Source organism: Streptococcus sp. 27098_8_86, from assembly GCF_041432595.1.
GTDB lineage: Bacteria > Bacillota > Bacilli > Lactobacillales > Streptococcaceae > Streptococcus > Streptococcus pneumoniae_F.
Window position 1 is genome coordinate 206,641 of sequence record NZ_JAPVZW010000001.1, and the last position, 20,202, is coordinate 226,842.

Sequence of the window (20,202 nt, forward strand, 5' to 3'; positions counted from 1 at the left end):
CTTATCCCCCCAAGAGTCGATATATTTCATTCTTGAGGATTTCTGTTGGCTGGTAGTCTTGAGCTACACGACTGAGTTTGTTCAAGTCTGACCAGCCATCTCTAGCCAATAGCTCATCAAAAGCGCGTCCAATCGCTTCCGTGTCCTCTCGTTTAGCAGTCAGGGCAATCCCTGCCTCTAGCCCGCGAACCGCATAGTCATACTGATCATAGTCATGAGGGAGAATTAAGGCAGGCTTGCCATAGATAATACATTGGTAAAAAATACCCGCACCTCCGTGATGAATCACATAGTCCATCTGGGGAATGTATTCCTTATAGGGAAGATAGGATACTACAGAAACATTGTCCATGAGCTCCTCACATTGGAAGTCTTGTCCACCAAACCCCAGAGTCACAAAAAAGTAACAGTCAGGATGGGCTTTTGCCAATTGTTGGGTCTGGTAGAGGAGGTTATCTTTAGCCCACGCTAGCTGAGTTCCACAGGATACGAGGACTTTTTTATAACTTGCATAGGGAGACAAATCGAGAGGATAATTCTCTGCTCTCTCGATCGAAGAACCAAAAGGCCCCACCCAAAGGTAATGCTCTGGAAAACCACTTTTCAGCTCCAACTCTTTCATCCCAATTCCCAAGATGGAATAGGGTGAATAAATAGTTTCCTGATTTTTTTGATTGTAGAGCTTAAAATCGTAACGTTTCAAGCGTTCTCTCAATAAAAAGGTTGCGATTCGTTTTCCTAAACGAGTCCCTTTTCTTCCTAGCCATTGCTGGGCAAACTGAAAAGGATTCTTTGGACTGCCCATTCCTCCAAAGAAACAAGGCGGTCCATCTGTCGTTTCAATGGCAAACTGTGTCGCCATGGTTGTTATCCAAGGAATTCCCAACTGTTCCGCCACTAGTCCTCCAGAGAGGGTTATAAAATCCGCAATAACAATATCTGGTCGATTTTTCTCCCATTCTTGTATTAGTTGGTCTGACACTACATTGATCAAATCCAGACTAGCTGACAACTGCCGATAAGCAGAAATAAGATTTAGCTGCCCTTCATTGTTGGCTACACGCTCAAACTCATCTACAAAATTTTCTAAAATGGGAAGTACCTGGAATCCCATCTCCTCTGCGACAGCTTTTCGTTGCGGTCCTGTGAATAATCGAATATCATACAAAGGATCCTTCAACAAAGGTGCGAGTATATTCAGGGCTGGGAAGAGATGTCCACTTAAAGGGAGTACTACCACGTCGATTTTGATTCTCTTCATAAATCTAGCATAACAAATTTTTTTAAAAAGAACTACTCAAAAAGAGTACCACTCCTAAAAGTGGAACTTATATTTAAGGAAAAGGAATGAATCTTGTATGAGACCCATTCCTTTATGTGTATAATCTATCTAACTTTTATCGAGTAATACATCAAATATCTTTCATCTTATCGGAATTTTTGATAAATAAGCTTTACTTAGATAAAACAATGCGATCAGACGCTTCTCTATCCATATCGTCAATAATCATCTGATTTCCATTAATTGTATAAATCTTGGCATCATCCCCAATAATCATGCGTTGATTAGCGGCATCGAAGCTAACCTGCTTAATTTCTTGATCTCCGTCAGTCTCTACCTGTGTCCAGGTACCAGTTGTTCCAGTTACCACTAAAGTGATACGGTCTCCTTCGTCCTTACCGGTATAAGTTCCATCAATATTGGTTGGTTGAGCCTCAGGCGCATTTTGTGAAGAACTTGTTGCTGACTGGTTTGAATTTTCTGCCGAAGATGAAGCAGCAGATTGTGATTGCTGAGTTTGTTGTGTTTGCGATTGAGCTGCTGGTTGTTGAACCTGTTGAGCTCTTTGTGAACAAGCTACTAAAAGACTAAGACTTGCTAGAGAAGCAAGAGAAAGTGTGAATGTTTTTAATTTCATGACGAATTTCCTTTCTGCTACCAATTTACAGAAGTATTCCTTCTAACTAGTAGTTTCCCTAGTATAACAAGTTCAAAAAAGGAGGTCAATTTATCTGCTCATGGGCCAACAAGTATCCCCGTACTTCTGAGATAAAGTAGAGAGATCCTGTAACGAACAGCAAGTCCTGCATATCTGCTCTTTCTTCAAAACTGCTGATAAATTCTCGGTAAGAAGGAATGACATCGTAACCTGTTATATCTGTCTCATCTAAAGAACCTTGGTAGTCAAAGCCAGTTACCTTGAGTTCCACCTGAGGCAATTTTTCAGTCAGATAAGCCAACATCCCTTGATAATCCTTCCGTTTCAAGGCTCCAAATAGGATTTGAGGACGATATCTTTCCTGCTCTTTTTCTTTAATAAATTCAACCAAGCGAGTCAAGGCAGGGAGGTTATGAGCACCGTCCAAGTAAATCTGAGGACGAATACGCTCCAAACGCCCAGCCCAATGGGTCTTCTCCAAAGCCTGTCTTACAACCTGTTCATCAACAGCTTCCTTTCCTTCTCTCATAAAGAGAAGAAACGTTTGTAGCGCCAAGGTCGCATTTTCCTGCTGATAAACTCCTTCTAAACCGATTTTCAACTGTGAAAGGTAAGCCAAAGAGCTTGAAAAATCCCCATTCAGCATTGAAAAATCCTGACCTGCCTGATAAAGGTCAACAGCTACAGAGTCTGCTTTTTTCTGACAAACAAGCCTAGCTTCTGAAGGAAACTTAGCAATCACTGCCTTTTTACCAGTCTTGAAAATACCAGCTTTCTGCTCTGCAATTGCTGCTATACTGTCACCCAGAGTCTCCTGATGGTCAAGTCCGATGGAGGTGATGACAGCAATCTCTCCGGTTACCACATTAGTCGTGTCAAGTAAGCCGCCAATTCCCACTTCTAATAAAACCAAATCCACCTCTTGCTCCCTAAAATAAAGAAAAGCAATCAAGGTCAGCAATTCAAAAAAGGACAACTGGTCATGAGTTTGCAGAAGTGTTTTTTCCATCTCCTTGACCTGCTCAGCTAAACGGATAAAGTCTGAGTCTGCTATAGGTTGTCCGTTAATGCAGATTCGATCATTGATAGAGACGATATGAGGGGAGGTAAAGGTCGCAACTTTTTTGCCATGCCCCACAAATAACTCCCTCATAAAAGCAATGGTAGATCCTTTTCCATTAGTCCCGGTTACATGAATAATAGGATAAGACTTCTCGGGATTCCCCAACAAATCCACCGCTTGTTGCATTCGGCCCAAACCTGATCGAAAATTCAAACCAATTCGACTATGGAGCCATTCTTCTACTTCAAACATATACATCTCCTTAATTACAGGTTCAATCAACTGCCTCAATAAAGTCTCATAACTAACAAAACGAGGCCAGGATTCTCGTCCCGACCTCTTACCTGGTTAGCTAATAACTAGCTACTATGAATATTAACTTGGGGTAAAAATATCCCCCGGACTTACCAGTTCTCTCTTGTTTTAATGAACTGGGCTAAAAACATCCACTGGATGTGCCTGCGTTTCTAATTTCTAGCGCAGGGCTAAACACGTCCACTGGACGTTCCAACTCTTCCCAATTTCTGGGAGTTGGGCTGATACAGTCTCCCAGACTTACTTACTGTCTTTATTTTTAGCGTAAGGGTAAAAATGTTCACTGAACACACCAGTTCTCTCTTATTTTAAGGAACTGGGCTAAAAACGTCCACTGGATGTTCCAACTCTTCTAATTTCTAGGAGTTGGGGTGATACAGTCTCCCAGACGTTCCTGCGTTTCTAATTTCTGGCGCAGGGCTAAACACGTCCACAGGACGTGTTTACTCCTCCATAAAGCTGTTGAAGACTTCTTCAATCATGTTCCATTCGTCTTCTGAGTCTTCTGGAATTGGTTGCAATTCGCCTTCTGTTCCATCTTCATTTTCGATGAATGAGTAAGCCTGGATTTCAACTTGTCCGTCTTCGTCTTCTTCTGCGTTAACTGGTACTAGAAGAACATAGTTTTTACCAAATTCTTCTTTTCCGTCAATGGTCAAAAGGATTTCAAACAAGGTTTCGTTTCCTTGTTCATCTACTAGTGTGATTAGTTCACGTTCTTCGTGGTCGTGGTTATGATCGTGTGACATAGCCTCTCCTTTGTATTAAAATTTTCTATCTAAATAATTTTGTAAAATCAGCTGAGCTGCTAACTTATCAATGACTTTCTTGCGCTTGTTACGGCTAATATCTGCTTGCTCAATTAACATGCGCTCTGCGGCAACTGTTGTCAAGCGTTCATCTTGATAGTCTACTGGTAAATCAAAAAGCTCTTCTAACTTTGCTCCGTAGGCTTGACTAGCTTCCACGCGCGGTCCGCTTGTATTGTTCATGTTTTTAGGCAATCCCACTACAAATCGTTCCACCTTGTAAGTATCAACCAACTCTTTAACGCGGTCAAAACCAAATTGACCTTGCTCCTCGTTGATTTGGATGATTTCAAGTCCTTGAGCTGTAAAACCAAGCGGATCGCTAATGGCTACCCCTACCGTTTTTGAACCGACGTCCAATCCCATAATTCTCATAGGTTATAGATCGACTCCTTGTCCTTTAAGGTAGTAGCGGACTAATTCCTCAACGATTTCATCACGCTCATACTTACGGATTTGATTTCGTGCATTATTATAACGAGGAACGTAGGCAGGGTCTCCACTCAATACGTAACCTACGATTTGGTTAATTGGGTTGTAGCCCTTATCGTTCAACGAAGCATAAACATCAGTCAGAGTTTCGCTAATTTCTTTTTTATTGGAATCGTCCAATTTAAAACGTACTGTTTCTTCAGTAAATCCCATTCTAACACCCTCTTTCCTTAGAATAGTACCATTATAGCATAATTCCTTACGTTCTACAATTCAGGCAGTCTATTTATTTGGATTTTCTACTGTTCTGTCGCGCCATTTGCCAATCTGTCTGCTACATATTGACTCGGTTCATTTTTCAAAAGATTTTCCAAGCCAATATTCTTTAAATATTCAACCTGTGAAGCTTTTTTGATATCTAAAACCTGAAAATCATAAGTAGTTGTTGTTTGAATTTCTGTTTCACTTAGTAGCTTCGTCTCAAGTGTAAAACCTGGCAACTTGCGCGCTTCCTGAATTGAGGTATCTTTACCTTCAGCTTCAATGAGTGCTTTTTGGGTAGCCTCTACACCATGCTCAGTTACAAAAGTCTTCAATTCATCGGTAACTGGTCTTTTTTGAATAATAGTCAAACTTAAAAATTGTTTTCCTTTATATGTGACCGTTTGAATCTGCTGACTGCCATCATCTGACTTTGGCAAGACCAAAGTCTTGGTCACAACTGTATTCTTCTCGGCATTTTCAATAACTGGTAATGCCGACTGAAGCGTATCCTTTTCTGTTTTTGTAGCTGTTCCAGTTTCTTTTTTCTGCCCGCAACCAACCAGGACAAAAAGGAAAGCTAGACTAACAAGAACTATTTTTTTCATTTCTTTCTTCTTTCTTTTTGAAATTCAAATAGAATAAGACTGGGAGTTGCTCCCAGCCTTGATGTTTATAGAGCTGCACGCAAACGTGCTTCTGCATTTTCTACATTACGGACAGAGCGTGGTAGGAAGGCACGAATATCGTCTTCCTTATAGCCAACTTGCAGGCGTTTTTCATCTACAAGGATTGGGCTCTTTAAAATTCTCGGTGTTTCCATAATCAGATTGAGGACTTCATTGACGCTCAAATCTTCAATATCCACTCCAAGGGCTTTGGCATAGCGATTTTTAGATGAGACGATGCTGGCTATTCCGTTATCTGTTTTGGTTAGAATATCCAGTAATTCTTCTCGCGTAATTCCTTCTTTACCAAGGTTTTGTTCTTTATAACTTAACTGGTGGGCATTGAGCCAGGTTTTTGCTTTTTTACAGCTAGTACAACTTGAGACTGTATAAATTTTAATCATGTACCTACCCCTTTCGCTACATGTTACTATCAGTTTAGTCTATTATACCATAAAAAACATCCGACTTGCGACCTATTTTTAAATTTTTTTGACTTTTTTCATCATTTTCGTACTTTTTTCTTGACAAAATGAAATTTACAGCCATTCTTTATATTTCTTGATATAGATTTTTTTCACAATTGTCACGCTAATCATGTACAAAATGATGATGAAAAGCAAAAAGATGAAATAGATCGGCTTCAAAGGAGTTAGATGAAGAAGGCTAGCTAGTGGACTGTAGGGAAGGAAGGTCACAAAGGCTGCAGCCAATAGGGTTGTCACAAGGACTAGCCAAGCTGGACGACTTTGTAAAAAGGGAATTTTAGCTGAACGCAGCATATGGATAACCATGGTCTGTGACCACATGGACTCGATAAACCAACCTGTCTGAAACAAGACAATAAATCCTACAGCAGACTCCGCTCCATGGACATAGGCTTGACCTGTTGTCATGGGTACAATGATAAAATAGAGCAAAATAAAGGTCAAAATATCAAAGGCAGAAGAGATAGGTCCCATCCAAACCATGAAACGTGTGATGGACTTAGCTTCCCAGGTATGCGGATTTCTCAAAAAATCTTTATCCACCTTGTCAAAAGGCAAGGCAATACAAGACAAATCATAGACTAGATTTAGGATAATTAAATGGACTGGAGCCATCGGTAAAAATGGTAAAAAGATTCCAGAAACCAAAAGGGATAAGATATTCCCAAAATTAGAACTCACTGTCATTTTGATATATTTGGTCATATTGGCATAGACCTTACGACCTTCAACAAGTCCTTTTTCCAGCACCATGAGATCCTTATCAAGTAGGATAACATCAGCTGTTTCTTTGGCAATATCTACTGCTGTATCAACAGAAATCCCTACATCTGCAACTTTCATAGAAGGAGCATCATTGATCCCATCTCCCATATAGCCAACAGCATGACCATTAGCCTTAAATTGCAAAATAATCCTCGCTTTTTGGTCAGGTGAAAGCTTGGCAAAGACTGTTACCTCCTCTACGGCTTGAGCCAATTCTTGATCACTCATCTGGTCAATTTCAGACCCTAACAGCATCTGATTGATATCCAAACCAACCTTTTCACAGACTGCTTGGGTAACTTTTTCGTTGTCTCCCGTCAAAATCTTTGTTTGAACCCCATGTTCTAACAGAGCCTTAATTGCTGGTGCTGCAGATGGTTTAGGAGGATCTAGGAATGCTAAATAACCAGTTAGAATCATATCCCCTTCGTCATCAACTGTATAGGCATGACCTTCCCTCAAGCCTGACTTATAGGCCACTCCCAAGACACGCAAACCTTGTTGATTTAGTTGTCTGACTTCTGCTAAAATTTCTTCTCTAATAACATCTGTCAAGGGAGTAATCACTCCTTGGTATTCCGCATGACTGGAAATCGCCAACATCTCCTCTAGGGCACCCTTGGTTACCAAACTAACCACTTCATGTTCATCCTTAACGATAACACTCATCCGTCTACGTTCAAAATCAAAGGGCAATTCATCTATTTTTTGGAAGCTAGTATCCAAATTTTGTAGAATAGCGTGTTCTTTAGCTTCTTTTTCAGTTCTACTGATGATGGCTCTGTCCATTAAATTTTTCAAGCCCGTTTGAAAATAAGAATTGAGATAAGCTCGTCTCAAGACAGTCAAATCCAAGCGTCCGTGGATGTCCAAGGGATATTCTAGAACGATTTCATCTTGGGTTAGAGTTCCTGTCTTATCTGTACACAAGATATCAATCGCCCCTAAGTCCTGTATGGCATTGAGTTTCTTGATAACCACTTTTTCCTTGGCCATGATAATGGAGCCTTTTGCTAGGCTAGCGGTAATAATCATAGGGAGCATCTCAGGTGTCAATCCAACACCAACACTCAAGGCAAATACGCCAGCTTCTAACCAATCTCCATCTGTCAAACCATTAGACAAGAAAACAATGGGCACCATGAGCAACATCAAACGAATCAAGAGCCACGAAATACTATTCATCTCCCGCTCAAACGAAGTAGGTTCGTCATAGGTGTTCAAAGTCTGCTCAATGGCTCCCATCATGGTATCATCACCAACTGCTAAAACCACGGCCTTGGCACTACCAGACAAGACATTGGTTCCCATAAAGGCGAGCGCTTCTGCTTCTAGCAGACTATCAGATTGTTGAACTGTTGCCTTGGTCAAGGCCAATTTTTCAACCGATTCACTTTCACCTGTCAAGCCCGACTGTTGTACAAAGAAATCGCGCGACTCAAATAAAATAAGATCTGCTGGAATCATGTCTCCAGCGCTTAATTTAACCACGTCACCTACTACCAAATCATCGATAGGTACTTCTTGAACTTCTCCTTGACGAATGACAGTCGCTGTGTTAATAATCATTTTTGAAAGATTGGTCGCAGCCTTATCACTACGGAGTTCTTGGACAAAGCGTATGCCACCAGAAATGAGGACTAGGACAACGATGATAATTGAAGTTGTCGGATCTTCTTGACCTGGTTTTGCCAACCAGACATTGGTCACCAAGGAAATCACGGCGATGACCAGCAAGATGATTGTAAAAGGATTGATAATGGATTCGTAAATCTTTTTGAGGATACTGTCTTCTTGACCCTTTGTGATGGTATTTTCGCCATATAGGTCACGATTTTTCTCCACCTGCTCCTCAGTCAATCCTGTTAGACTTGTCTTATAAAAAGATAGAGTTTCGTTTAAAGATGTATGAATAGCTGTTGCTAATCTTTCTTTTGTAGTTTTCATTGGTTTCTCCTATCTGTATGAATGATGTGTTTCATACACAGAGACCAATCACTTTATAAGGGCAGAACGACACAAATCAGCGATTGGCTGTGTATGTGCGGTTCCGGATGATCGTCAATTTGCATCGTCTATCTCCTTTCTTTGTTTTTAAACAGTAGAAAATCCTACCATCAAAAAATGGCAGGATTAAAAAACTAATTATCTGTTTTTCGTTCAAGCTTTAACTCCATAGGGCAATGTAATGAGCTTAGTCTTGGCCTTCGCGACCAGGACTGTTGACCAACGAGTAGTGTCTCCACTGCTTTGCGGTAGTCATCCGTATCCCTATGGTAGCCTCACCTACCGTTTTCGTCTTTCAGTATAAACCTTTAAATTTTAAAAGTCAATCATTTGAGCTGCTTGACTATTAAATGACTATCAACTCTTTTGGAGCAAGGGTCAATAATTCACAACCTGTCTCTGTAATCAGGATATCATCCTCGATACGAACGCCATATTTGCCTTCGATATAGATACCTGGCTCATCTGTCAAGGCCATACCTGCCTTAATAGTTTCTGTAGAAGTCTGGCTAAAGTATGGTTCCTCATGAATATCCAGTCCAATACCGTGTCCGATACCGTGAGTAAAGTAGTCGCCATAACCTGCCTCAATGATAATATCACGAGGAATTTTGTCAAAGTCTCGGAAACTTAATCCTGCCTTAGCCTGGTCAATCAAGGCTTGGTTGGCTTTGAGAACCGTATTGTAAATCTCTGCCTGCTCATCGCTGACATGGCCTAAATAGATGGTACGAGTCATATCGCTAACATAGTGGTCGTAGAGGCATCCAAAGTCCATGGTGATAGCCTCTCCTAGTTCTACTGGTTTATGCATAGGGTGGGCATGAGGTTTCGAAGAGTTGATGCCACTTGCTAAAATAGTATCAAATGATAGGCCTGAAGCTCCCAACTCACGCATACGGAAGTCAAGAAAGTTGGCAATTTCAATTTCAGTTTTTCCTGGTTTGATAAAGTCAAGCGCATCACGGAAAGCTTGGTCTGATATAGAACAAGCCTTGCGAATAGCTGCAATCTCCGCTTCATCCTTAATCATTCGAAGACCTTCAACAAACTGAGTCTGTGGAAGCAAGTCCAAACCTGCAAAAGCTACCTGCATACGGTGATAATAAGAGACTGAAATCTCATCCTCAAAACCGATGCGAGACAAGCCCATATCCTTAACAATTCCTGCAATGACAGCCAATTCATCACGATCAGCCACAATCTCAAAACCACTGGTTTCTTGCTTAGCTGCAATGATATAGCGAGAGTCTGTCACCAAGACCTGACGGTCACGGCTGATAAAGACTGTTCCGTTTGAGCCCCAAAAACCAGTCAGGTAATAGACGTTTTTAAGATTGTTGATGATAATGCCATCCAGTTCTTTTTCTTGCATTTTAGCTAGAAATGCTTGTACACGTTTATTCATGTTTTAATTTTCCTTTCAAATAGTGTCCTGTGTAGCTAGCTTCGTTGGCCGCTACTTCTTCTGGAGTTCCTGTTGCGATGATGGTTCCACCACCGACACCACCTTCAGGTCCCAAGTCAATAATATGGTCTGCCGTCTTGATAACATCCAGATTGTGCTCGATAACAAGGACTGTATTGCCATCGTCAACAAAGCGAGCCAAGACTTTAAGCAAGCGAGCGATATCCTCGGTATGAAGCCCTGTCGTCGGCTCATCCAGAATGTAGAAAGATTTTCCTGTCGATCGTTTGTGGAGTTCACTAGCCAACTTCATACGCTGGGCTTCTCCCCCAGAAAGAGTGGTAGCTGGTTGCCCTAGCGTTACATAGCCCAACCCTACATCCTTGATGGTCTGAAGTTTGCGTTGAATTTTAGGAATATGTTGGAAGAATTCTACCGCATCGTTGACAGTCATGTCCAAGACCTGCGAGATATTTTTTTCCTTGTAGTGAACTTCTAGGGTTTCACTGTTGTAGCGGGTTCCGTGGCAGACCTCACAAGCTACATAAACATCTGGCAAGAAGTGCATCTCAATCTTAATGATCCCGTCGCCTGAGCAAGCTTCACAACGACCTCCCTTAACGTTGAAACTAAAACGTCCCTTCTTGTAACCACGAATCTTGGCTTCGTTTGTTTGAGCAAAAAGGTCACGTATATCGTCAAAAACTCCTGTATAGGTAGCTGGGTTGGACCTCGGCGTTCGCCCGATTGGACTCTGGTCAATGTTAATCAAGCGGTCTACATGCTCAATCCCTGTAATGGTTTTGAATTTACCTGGTTTGTCTGAATTGCGGTTGAGCTTTTGGGCAATCGCTTTTTTGAGAATGCTGTTGATGAGGGTCGATTTCCCTGAACCCGACACCCCTGTCACTGCGATAAATTTCCCTAGTGGGAAGCGAGCAGTGACATTTTGCAAGTTGTTCTCACGCGCTCCTGTCACTTCGATAAAACGACCATTACCAGTACGGCGCTCTGTTGGCACTGGAATAGCACGTTTACCTGACAAGTACTGGCCTGTGATAGACTTACTGTTACGAGCTACCTGTTTAGGCGTACCTGCAGCAACAATCTCCCCACCAAAAACACCGGCACCGGGACCAACGTCAATCAGATAATCCGCCTCACGCATGGTATCTTCGTCATGTTCCACCACAATGAGTGTATTACCCAAGTCGCGCATCTTTTTGAGACTAGCAATCAGACGGTCATTGTCCCTCTGGTGAAGACCGATTGACGGCTCATCTAGAATATAAAGGACACCTGATAGGTTAGAACCAATCTGGGTCGCCAAGCGAATACGCTGACTTTCCCCACCTGAAAGGGTACCTGCTGAACGAGATAAGGTCAGATAGTTAAGCCCCACGTTATTAAGGAAGGTCAAACGATCCTTGATTTCCTTGAGAATAGGCCGAGCAATAATGGCTTCATTTTCAGATAGAGTCAACTTGCTTACCAAGTCCAAGTGGTCCGCGATAGATAGGTCTGAAATTTCTCCGATATGCGGTCCTTGCTCACCACCAACACGGACAGACAAAGCCTGATCATTGAGGCGATAGCCGTGACAGGTTCCGCAGGTCAGCTCATTCATGTAGAGGCGCATCTGAGTGCGAGTATAATCGCTATTAGTTTCATGGTAGCGACGCTTGATATTAGTGACAACTCCCTCAAAAGGAATGTCGATATCGCGCACACCACCAAATTCATTCTCATAGTGGAAATGGAATTCCTTACCATCTGAGCCGTAGAGAATCAAGTTCTTATCTTCTTCTGACAAGTCCTCAAAAGACTTATCCATATCCACTCCAAAGGCTGTCATAGCCTGCTCTAGCATATTTGGATAGTAGTTGGATGAGATAGGATTCCAAGGAGCCAAGGCCCCCTCACGTAAGGTTTTGCTGGCATCTGGTACTACCAAATCAGTATCCACCTCCAGCTTGATGCCCAAGCCATCACACTCACTACAAGAACCAAAAGGAGCATTGAATGAGAAGAGACGTGGCTCTAACTCTGGAACAGTAAAGCCACAAACTGGACAGGCATAATGCTCAGAGAACAACAACTCAGAGTCGTCCATAGTGTCGATAATGACATAACCTTCTGCAATACGAAGGGCAGCCTCAATGGAATCAAAGAGACGACTACGAATGCCCTCCTTGATAACAATACGGTCAACCACGACATCGATATTGTGTTGCTTGCTCTTAGACAACTCTGGCACTTCGGTCACATCATAGACTTCCCCATCCACACGGACACGGACATACCCATCTTTCTGAACCTTCTCGATAACACTCTTATGTTGACCTTTTTTCTTGCGGATGACAGGGGCCAAAATCTGCAAGCGCTGGCGTTCAGGCAACTCCAAAACCTTATCCACGATTTGCTCTACAGAAGAAGCCTTGATAGCTCCATGCCCGTTGATACAGTAAGGCGTCCCCACACGTGCGTAGAGGAGACGCAGATAGTCATTGATTTCAGTCGTTGTTCCCACCGTCGAGCGAGGATTTTTACTAGTCGTTTTCTGGTCGATGGAAATAGCTGGGCTGAGACCATCAATAGCATCCACATCTGGTTTTTCCATATTGCCCAAGAATTGACGAGCATAGGCTGACAAACTCTCCACATAGCGACGTTGTCCCTCAGCATAGAGGGTGTCAAAGGCCAGACTGGATTTCCCTGAACCTGACAAGCCGGTCACGACAACTAACTTGTCTCGTGGAATCTCCACATCAATATTTTTTAAATTATGGGCGCGTGCCCCATGAATGACAATTTTATCTTGCATTTTTGTTCTTTCTAGTCCATTATTGCTTACCATTATACCAAAAAAAGTGAGATTCTATTACCCAAAAGACTTAATTTGTAGTATAATAGTACGGTGTGAAAAAATCTGAAAAATGAGAAAGGATAAGGGATATGAAACAAGTTTTTCTCTCTACAACAACTGAATTTAAAGAGATCGATACGCTTGAACCGGGTACTTGGATCAATCTCGTTAATCCGACTCAAAATGAATCACTCGAAATCGCTAACGCCTTCGATATTGATATTGCCGACCTTCGAGCACCGCTCGATGCGGAAGAAATGTCTCGTATTACCATTGAAGACGAGTACACCCTGATTATCGTAGACGTGCCGGTCACAGAAGAAAGAAATAACCGCACCTACTACGTAACCATCCCGCTTGGTATTATCATCACCGAGGAAACCATTATCACTACGTGTTTGGAACCACTACCGGTCCTCGATGTCTTTATCAACCGTCGCTTGCGTAATTTCTACACCTTCATGCGTTCGCGTTTTATCTTCCAGATTCTCTATCGCAATGCAGAGCTTTACCTAACAGCCCTTCGTTCGATTGACCGTAAGAGTGAACAAATTGAAAGTCAACTGCATCAATCAACTCGTAATGAAGAATTGATCGAACTCATGGAATTGGAAAAAACCATCGTCTATTTCAAGGCCTCCCTCAAGACAAATGAGCGCGTGATTAAGAAATTGACCAGTTCAACCAGCAATATTAAGAAATACCTTGAGGACGAAGACCTGCTTGAAGATACCTTGATTGAAACCCAACAGGCCATCGAGATGGCAGACATTTACGGAAATGTCTTGCACTCTATGACGGAGACCTTTGCCTCTATCATTTCCAACAACCAGAACAACATTATGAAGACCTTGGCCCTTGTGACCATCGTCATGTCCATCCCAACCATGGTCTTTTCTGCCTACGGGATGAACTTTAAGGATAACGAAATCCCCCTAAACGGCGAGCCAAATGCCTTCTGGTTAATCGTCTTTATCGCCTTTGCTATGAGTGTCTCGCTCACTCTCTATCTCATCCATAAAAAATGGTTCTAAGAGGAGTTCCTATGTCTCAGATTGATCTACAAAAATTAACAAAGAAAAACCAAGAATTTGTCCATATCGCTACCCAACAATTCATCAAAGATGGAAAAACAGACACTGAAATCAAGACTATTTTTGAGGAAGTTATTCCTCAAATCCTTGAAGAGCAAATCAAAGGAACGACTGCTCGTTCCCTCTACGGCGCACCTACCCACTGGGCTCACAGCTTCACGGTCAAGGAGCAATATGAAAAAGAGCATCCAAAAGAAAATGATGATCCAAAACTCATGATTATGGACTCAGCCCTCTTCATCACTAGCCTCTTTGCCCTCGTCAGCGCCCTCACTACCTTCTTCTCAGCAGATCAAGCTATCGGTTATGGTTTGATTACCCTCCTATTAGTCGGACTGGTTGGTGGATTTGCCTTCTACTTGATGTACTACTTTGTTTACCAATACTATGGACCAGATATAGACCGCAGTCAACGTCCACCTTTCTGGAAATCTGTACTGGTTATCCTAGCTTCTATGTTCCTTTGGTTGCTTGTCTTCTTTGCAACAAGCTTCCTACCAGCTAGCCTTAACCCAGTACTTGCTCCATTGCCACTGGCTATTATCGGAGCAGCCCTCCTAGCCCTTCGCTTCTATCTCAAGAAACGCTTAAATATCCGCAGCGCAAGTGCAGGACCAACACGCTATTAAGAAGAATCATAAAAGCAACTGCAGATGCGGTTGCTTTTTTACTTACTTTTTTGATTTTAAAGTATTCTTCTGACATCCCACATAGCTCTATCTAATCTTTTTGTGATAAAATAGGCTCAATCTATTTCTAGGAGGATAAAATATGATTTCTACTATTGGTATTGTTAGTTTATCTAGTGGCATTATCGGAGAGGACTTTGTCAAACACGAAGTGGACTTGGGTGTCCAACGTCTCAAGGACTTGGGACTCAATCCTATCTTTTTGCCCCATTCGCTAAATGGATTAGACTTTATCAAGGACCATCCTGAAGCTCGTGCAGAGGATTTGGTTCATGCCTTTTCTGATGATAGCATAGATATGATCCTATGTGCCATCGGTGGAGACGATACCTATCGCTTACTACCTTATCTTTTTGAAAATGACCAACTACAAAAGGTTATCAAACAAAAAATATTTCTTGGTTTCTCGGATACAACTATGAACCATCTCATGTTGCATAAACTAGGAATCAAGACTTTTTATGGGCAATCCTTTTTAGCTGACATTTGTGAATTAGACAAGGAAATGCTAGCCTATAGCCTTCACTACTTTAAAGAATTGATTGAGACAGGAAGAATCTCAGAAATCCGCCCTAGTGACGTTTGGTATGATGAAAGAACTGACTTCAGTCCCAAAGCTCTGGGGACACCTCGTGTCAGTCATACAAATACCGGTTTTGAGTTGTTGCAAGGAAATGCCCAGTTCGAGGGGGAAATCCTCGGCGGTTGCCTAGAGTCCCTCTACGATATCTTTGACAACTCTCGATACGCAGATAGCACGGAGCTCTGTCAAAAATACAAACTTTTCCCTGATTTGTCAGACTGGGAAGGAAAAATCCTCTTGCTAGAAACAAGCGAAGAAAAGCCTGAACCGGAATACTTCAAAAAGATGTTGCGGACTTTAAAGGACACTGGTATATTCGAGGTCATCAGTGGACTCCTGGTCGGAAAACCTATGGATGAAACTTTCTATGACGACTATAAAGAGGCACTATTGGATATCATTGACAGCAATATCCCGATTATCTATAATCTAAATGTCGGCCACGCAACTCCAAGAGCAATTGTCCCCTTTGGGATCCATGCTCATGTAGATGCACAGGAACAAGTCATTCGCTTTGACTATAACAAAAAATAAATAGTTTCTCTATTTTTGTGCTTTTGTATTCGTTTTCATTACATTTGTATCTGAATTTATTGCATTTCGCTAATTTCTATGATATCCTTTTGAAGGAGGTGTATATGACAAAACAAAAAATTAATCGAATCGTAGGTTCTATTGGTGCCTTTATTGGAATTATAGTATTTATTGCCTACATACCTCAAATTATCGCTAATTTACAGGGAAATAAAGCTCAACCATTTCAACCTTTATCAGCTGCTATATCTTGCTTAATCTGGGTTATTTATGGATGGACAAAGGAACCTAAGAAGGATTGGATACTAATCATTCCAAATTCAGCTGGTGTTATTTTAGGTGGAATCACTTTTCTGACTTCACTCTAACAAATATACTAGTATGTATAAAAAGCTGAGATAAATTTCTCAGCTTTTTTCTATATTCTCAGATATGCTAGTTACCTGTACACACTAGTAACCGCTTTTCCACGCACAATCATTCTCGTGGTCATCAACTAGCCCTGCAGCCTGTAGAAAAGACAAGACGGCGACTGGGCCTGTGAACTTGAAGGCTCGTTTTTTGAAATCTTTGGCCAACTCCTCAGACAGAGGTGTTTTAACTGGGGCTTGGCGGTAATCGGGAACATCGTTAACGATCGTTTTCCCCTCAACAAAAGACCAAAGATAGGCATCAAAAGAGCCATATTCTTCCTGTAGTCGTAAAAATGCTTGGGCGTTAGCGCGTGTAGCAAAAATCTTGGCTCTATTTCGGATGATGGCTGGATTATCAAGCAAGGCTTCCAATTCGGTGTCAGTCATCTCTGCGACCGCTTGAATTTGATAGCTATGAAAGGCTTCTCGGAAAGCTTGGCGTTTATTGAGTACCGTTTCCCAAGACAGACCTGCCTGATAGGTTTCCATACACAACAACTCAAACAATGCTTGGTCATCATGGAGGGGCTGACCCCATTCCTCATCATGATAGGCGATGTAGAGCGGATTGGTCATCTTGACCCAAGAACAACGTTTTGTCATATTATTCTCCTATCTTTAAAACGTAGTCAGGCAAGGGAACAGTAGACTTATCCAATAGATTAATCCAACGATTAATATCTGGTGGTAGAGGGTTAAATCTCTCATCCGTTTGATACCTTACACCATCATCTGTTTCTATTCCAGTTAATGTTTCAATCTGTTCTCGAAGTTGGTCTACAGACATCCAATCAGTACAACCTCCAAAAAAGCTTTCGGGAGCCAATGTTATCCCGTACCATTCTTGAAACCATTCAATGTAGTCTGCACTTAACAGGTAGAGTTTTTCGAAAGAACAAGGTTCATCATTCACCTTTATACTTTCTACTATATTATCATGATCCACTATAGCAATACTTGCGCCACAAAATTCACAAGGAAATGAGCCAACTTGACCATAGCGGGAACCACTATGCAAGAATAATCCTGTTTGGCTCTGTTGACAATTATTACAAAACAACGGAAAAACGGTACAGTGTAGCCATAGTGTATCAATCTTCCCATTTTTGAACTTTATTTTGATATTGTTGCTATAATTTTTTGATTCAGTAAAATTGATTCTAGCTATCCCCATTATTTCACCAACATTTTGAGGGCTGACTTGATATAGTTCTCAGCTGTATCTGTCGTTCCTTCGAAGAATTTCTTGATTTTCTTGAGCTCGATCGCCTTGTAGCCCAGAGCCAACATGGCTTCCATGGCTTCTTCCAGTTCTTGGTTTTCAGCGCTAGCTTGCACTGCCACCTTGGCAGGAAGATCATCTCCTGCAACTACTACCTTGCCTTCCAAGTCCAACACCATCTGCTGGGCTGTTTTCTTGCCAATTTTAGGAAACTTGGTTAAGTAGGTAATGTTCTTGGTTTCGATTGCTTGAACCAAGCCAGCATTGTCATCAGCAGCGATAATAGCAAGAGCTGACACAGGACCAATCCCAGAAACCGAAATCAGACTGAGAAAGAGCTTCTTCTCGTCTTCTGAGCGAAATCCATAAAGCAGATGAGCGTCCTCACGCACGACTTGATGCACATAAATCTGAGCCTCCTGATTGACCTGTCCTGAGTAGGCATAAGGATTGGCCACATGCAGGATATAACCGATACCATTGCTTTCAAGAACAATGTATTTAGCAGTGATTTTGGTAATGATTCCTTTTAAATATTCGTACATAGTTTTCCTTTTAGTTTAATATTTCCCCAACTCACGGAGACTGGTGTGATTTTCCTGAATGCGTCGGAACATCTTTTCCATATCTGACTTGGTAAAATGCACCAAAACAGGACGGCCATGTGGACAGTTATAGGGATTGTCACATTGAGAGAGCTGATAGAGGAGTTGTCTAGCCGAATGGTCATCAATACGATGATTGGCCTTGATAGACCGCTTGCAGGACATCATAATAGCCAGCTCTGCTCGGTATTTCTTGATAGAAACTTCCTTGGTCAAAAGGAGCATGTCGCACATCTCATAGATGCCTGATTCAATCTCTTCTTCTGCCATCCAAATAGGATGTTCACGTAGGATAAATTGATTTTCCCCGTACTCTGCTAGAAAGACGCCCACTTCCTCCAAAAGTGCCATTCTTTCCTTGAGACGCAGAGCATCATCTGCTGGAAATTCAAAGATATAGGGCACTAGGAGTTGCTGTTGGCTCTGGTCAACATTGCCAATGCTTTCACGGTATTCCTCATATTTAACCCGTTCCTGAGCCGCATGTTGGTCTATGATGTAGAGTCCATCTCGCCCTTGAGCAAAGAGATAAGTTCCATGCATTTGTCCGAAAAATTCCAACTCTGGGAAGCTTGATGATTCTTCTCGTTCTAGCTTGTCATAAGCCTTATCCAGACTGGCTAAATCTAGCTCTGGATGGTCTAGCTGGTCATAGCTAGCTGGCTTTCTCTCTGCAAAATGCAGTTTGCTAGGCTTAGTCAGATGCTCCAAGGTTTCCTTGGCAAACAGGGTCAAATCCTGTCCTTCATCAGTCAATTCCACCTGATAATCAGCCACCTCAGCTTGACTAGGTCTTGTCGGCTCTGTTTTCTCATAGTAGAGCGTATTTTCTTTGAGTGGGAGAATGGTCTGCTCCACCTTTTGACGATTGCGCACGGTCGATTTAGCAAGATTTTCCAAGGCATCAGGTATCAAAGTTTGCTCCTTGAGACTATTAGAAATAGCTTCTGATACCAGCATCATCAGTTCTTTTTCCTTAGAAATCCGCACCTCTTGCTTGGTTGGATGCACATTGACATCCGCTAGATAAGGGTCGATATGAATGTGAATGACAGCCAGTGGAAAACGGCCTACCATGAGCTTACTGCCATAGCCGTCTAGAATTGCACGATTGAGTAGGAAATTTTTGATATAACGACCATTGATGAAGAGGCTGATATAGTTGCGATTAGCCCGAGTCAACTCAGGCAAGGATACAAAACCTGAAATTTCGAAATCAAGGTCAGAATTTTCAATTTCAATCATCTTCTTGGCGCTAGCTAAACCGTAAATCCCTGCGATAGCTTGGCGCAATTGACCTGTTCCCGCTGTTCGCGTCATTTCCTTACCATCACTAATCAAACTAAAAGAAATCTCAGGATGGGCCAAGCCCAGACGGTTAACAATATCAATGATATGAGACAACTCTGCTTGCTGGCTCTTCATATACTTGAGGCGGGCAGGCGTATTGAAAAAGAGATCCTCCACGCAAACCTTGGTTCCCACAGGACTAGTCGCTGGGATGACTTCTTCAACTTCTCCCCCACGCGCAACGAGCTTTGTTCCGTGACTCGCACCATCCACCGCCGTCAACAAAGTCAGGACACTGACAGATGCAATAGAAGGCAAGGCTTCACCACGAAAGCCAAGCGTCCGAATTCGAAAGAGATCTGCCTGATTTTTTATCTTACTGGTCGCATGACGACGCAGGGCCAATTCCACCTCATCGTGGGCAATTCCATGACCATTATCTGTGATTTGAATCTTCTTGAGACCAGCTTCCTCAATCTCAATGATAATCTGACTAGAGCCCGCATCAATGGCGTTTTCTACCAGCTCCTTAACAACGCTAGCTGGACGCTCAATAACCTCTCCAGCTGCAATCTGGTTTGCCAGCACCTCTGGCAATTCAATAATATGAGACATTTTTCAGCCCCTTTCTGTATCTATTTTCCTAGAAATTGATTAGTGCTATTATACCATATTTCAGAAAGGACAGAAAAGCAAGCGCCACATAGAAGCCAAATCCCTCCACATAAACAAAGTCCCTTGCCAGGGGGC

At 42.2% G+C, this 20,202-nt stretch carries 19 protein-coding genes and 1 riboswitch; of the genes, 4 read left to right on the forward strand and 15 right to left on the reverse strand.

Going from position 1 to position 20,202, the window contains the following annotated elements:
- Position 1 precedes the first annotated feature (1 nt).
- The 11 genes from O3616_RS00930 to uvrA all read right to left on the reverse strand — a co-directional run bounded on the left by O3616_RS00930 (position 2) and on the right by uvrA (position 12,980).
- Positions 2-1,261: a glycosyltransferase gene (locus O3616_RS00930; RefSeq protein WP_371637836.1), complete on the reverse strand. Its 1,260-nt coding sequence runs from the start codon at positions 1,259-1,261 to the stop codon at positions 2-4.
- A 193-nt stretch (positions 1,262-1,454) separates the two neighbouring features.
- Complete coding sequence (locus O3616_RS00935; protein ID WP_371637837.1) at positions 1,455-1,919, reverse strand: SP_0198 family lipoprotein; 465 nt, start codon at positions 1,917-1,919, stop codon at positions 1,455-1,457.
- 85 nt (positions 1,920-2,004) lie between these two features.
- Entirely contained in the window at positions 2,005-3,255 is a 1,251-nt protein-coding gene (locus O3616_RS00940; protein ID WP_371637838.1) for a folylpolyglutamate synthase/dihydrofolate synthase family protein, read from the reverse strand.
- Between the two features lie 506 nt (positions 3,256-3,761).
- A complete protein-coding gene (locus O3616_RS00945; protein ID WP_000017620.1) occupies positions 3,762-4,067 on the reverse strand; it encodes a DUF1292 domain-containing protein in 306 nt (101 codons plus the stop codon).
- Positions 4,068-4,082: 15 nt separating this feature from the next.
- Positions 4,083-4,502: a Holliday junction resolvase RuvX gene (ruvX, locus tag O3616_RS00950; protein ID WP_033628869.1), complete on the reverse strand. Its 420-nt coding sequence runs from the start codon at positions 4,500-4,502 to the stop codon at positions 4,083-4,085.
- Between the two features lie 3 nt (positions 4,503-4,505).
- Positions 4,506-4,772, reverse strand: a complete 267-nt coding sequence (locus tag O3616_RS00955) for an IreB family regulatory phosphoprotein (RefSeq protein ID WP_000507059.1) — start codon at positions 4,770-4,772, stop codon at positions 4,506-4,508.
- Positions 4,773-4,858: 86 nt separating this feature from the next.
- Entirely contained in the window at positions 4,859-5,428 is a 570-nt protein-coding gene (locus O3616_RS00960; protein WP_070842080.1) for an SP0191 family lipoprotein, read from the reverse strand.
- Between the two features lie 65 nt (positions 5,429-5,493).
- Positions 5,494-5,892 (reverse strand): transcriptional regulator Spx, encoded by a 399-nt coding sequence (gene spx, locus O3616_RS00965; protein WP_000591165.1) that lies wholly within the window; start codon positions 5,890-5,892, stop codon positions 5,494-5,496.
- A 135-nt stretch (positions 5,893-6,027) separates the two neighbouring features.
- Positions 6,028-8,688 carry a magnesium-translocating P-type ATPase gene (gene mgtA, locus O3616_RS00970; RefSeq protein WP_371637842.1) on the reverse strand — a complete coding sequence of 887 codons (2,661 nt, stop codon included), beginning with the start codon at positions 8,686-8,688 and terminating at the stop codon, positions 6,028-6,030.
- Between the two features lie 198 nt (positions 8,689-8,886).
- A riboswitch (M-box (ykoK) riboswitch) is annotated at positions 8,887-9,037 on the reverse strand.
- Positions 9,038-9,094: 57 nt separating this feature from the next.
- Positions 9,095-10,156 (reverse strand): M24 family metallopeptidase, encoded by a 1,062-nt coding sequence (locus O3616_RS00975; RefSeq protein WP_371637843.1) that lies wholly within the window; start codon positions 10,154-10,156, stop codon positions 9,095-9,097.
- Entirely contained in the window at positions 10,149-12,980 is a 2,832-nt protein-coding gene (uvrA, locus tag O3616_RS00980; protein WP_371637844.1) for an excinuclease ABC subunit UvrA, read from the reverse strand. The genes O3616_RS00975 and uvrA overlap by 8 nt, the downstream gene beginning before the upstream one ends.
- 131 nt (positions 12,981-13,111) lie before the next feature.
- On the opposite strand from uvrA, the gene O3616_RS00985 reads away from it, so the two are divergent.
- The 4 genes from O3616_RS00985 (at position 13,112) to O3616_RS01000 (ending at position 16,290) form a co-directional block, all read left to right on the forward strand.
- Complete coding sequence (locus O3616_RS00985; RefSeq protein WP_000815623.1) at positions 13,112-14,056, forward strand: magnesium transporter CorA family protein; 945 nt, start codon at positions 13,112-13,114, stop codon at positions 14,054-14,056.
- Positions 14,057-14,067: 11 nt separating this feature from the next.
- Positions 14,068-14,745, forward strand: coding sequence for a DUF1129 domain-containing protein (locus O3616_RS00990; RefSeq protein ID WP_371637845.1), 678 nt, complete (start codon positions 14,068-14,070; stop codon positions 14,743-14,745).
- Between the two features lie 142 nt (positions 14,746-14,887).
- On the forward strand, positions 14,888-15,922 hold the full coding sequence (locus O3616_RS00995) for a S66 peptidase family protein (protein WP_371637846.1): 1,035 nt from the start codon (positions 14,888-14,890) through the stop codon (positions 15,920-15,922).
- Between the two features lie 104 nt (positions 15,923-16,026).
- Positions 16,027-16,290 (forward strand): SemiSWEET family transporter, encoded by a 264-nt coding sequence (locus tag O3616_RS01000; protein ID WP_000166114.1) that lies wholly within the window; start codon positions 16,027-16,029, stop codon positions 16,288-16,290.
- Positions 16,291-16,374: 84 nt separating this feature from the next.
- On the opposite strand, the gene O3616_RS01005 is transcribed toward O3616_RS01000, so the two are convergent.
- The 4 genes from O3616_RS01005 to mutL are packed head-to-tail and all read right to left on the reverse strand — an operon-like array spanning position 16,375 to position 20,067.
- Entirely contained in the window at positions 16,375-16,938 is a 564-nt protein-coding gene (locus O3616_RS01005; RefSeq protein ID WP_371637847.1) for a DNA-3-methyladenine glycosylase I, read from the reverse strand.
- A 1-nt stretch (position 16,939) separates the two neighbouring features.
- Entirely contained in the window at positions 16,940-17,509 is a 570-nt protein-coding gene (locus O3616_RS01010; RefSeq protein WP_371637848.1) for a hypothetical protein, read from the reverse strand.
- On the reverse strand, positions 17,509-18,102 hold the full coding sequence (ruvA, locus tag O3616_RS01015; RefSeq protein ID WP_371637849.1) for a Holliday junction branch migration protein RuvA: 594 nt from the start codon (positions 18,100-18,102) through the stop codon (positions 17,509-17,511). The genes O3616_RS01010 and ruvA overlap by 1 nt, the downstream gene beginning before the upstream one ends.
- 15 nt (positions 18,103-18,117) lie before the next feature.
- On the reverse strand, positions 18,118-20,067 hold the full coding sequence (gene mutL, locus O3616_RS01020) for a DNA mismatch repair endonuclease MutL (protein ID WP_371637850.1): 1,950 nt from the start codon (positions 20,065-20,067) through the stop codon (positions 18,118-18,120).
- Positions 20,068-20,202 lie beyond the last annotated feature (135 nt).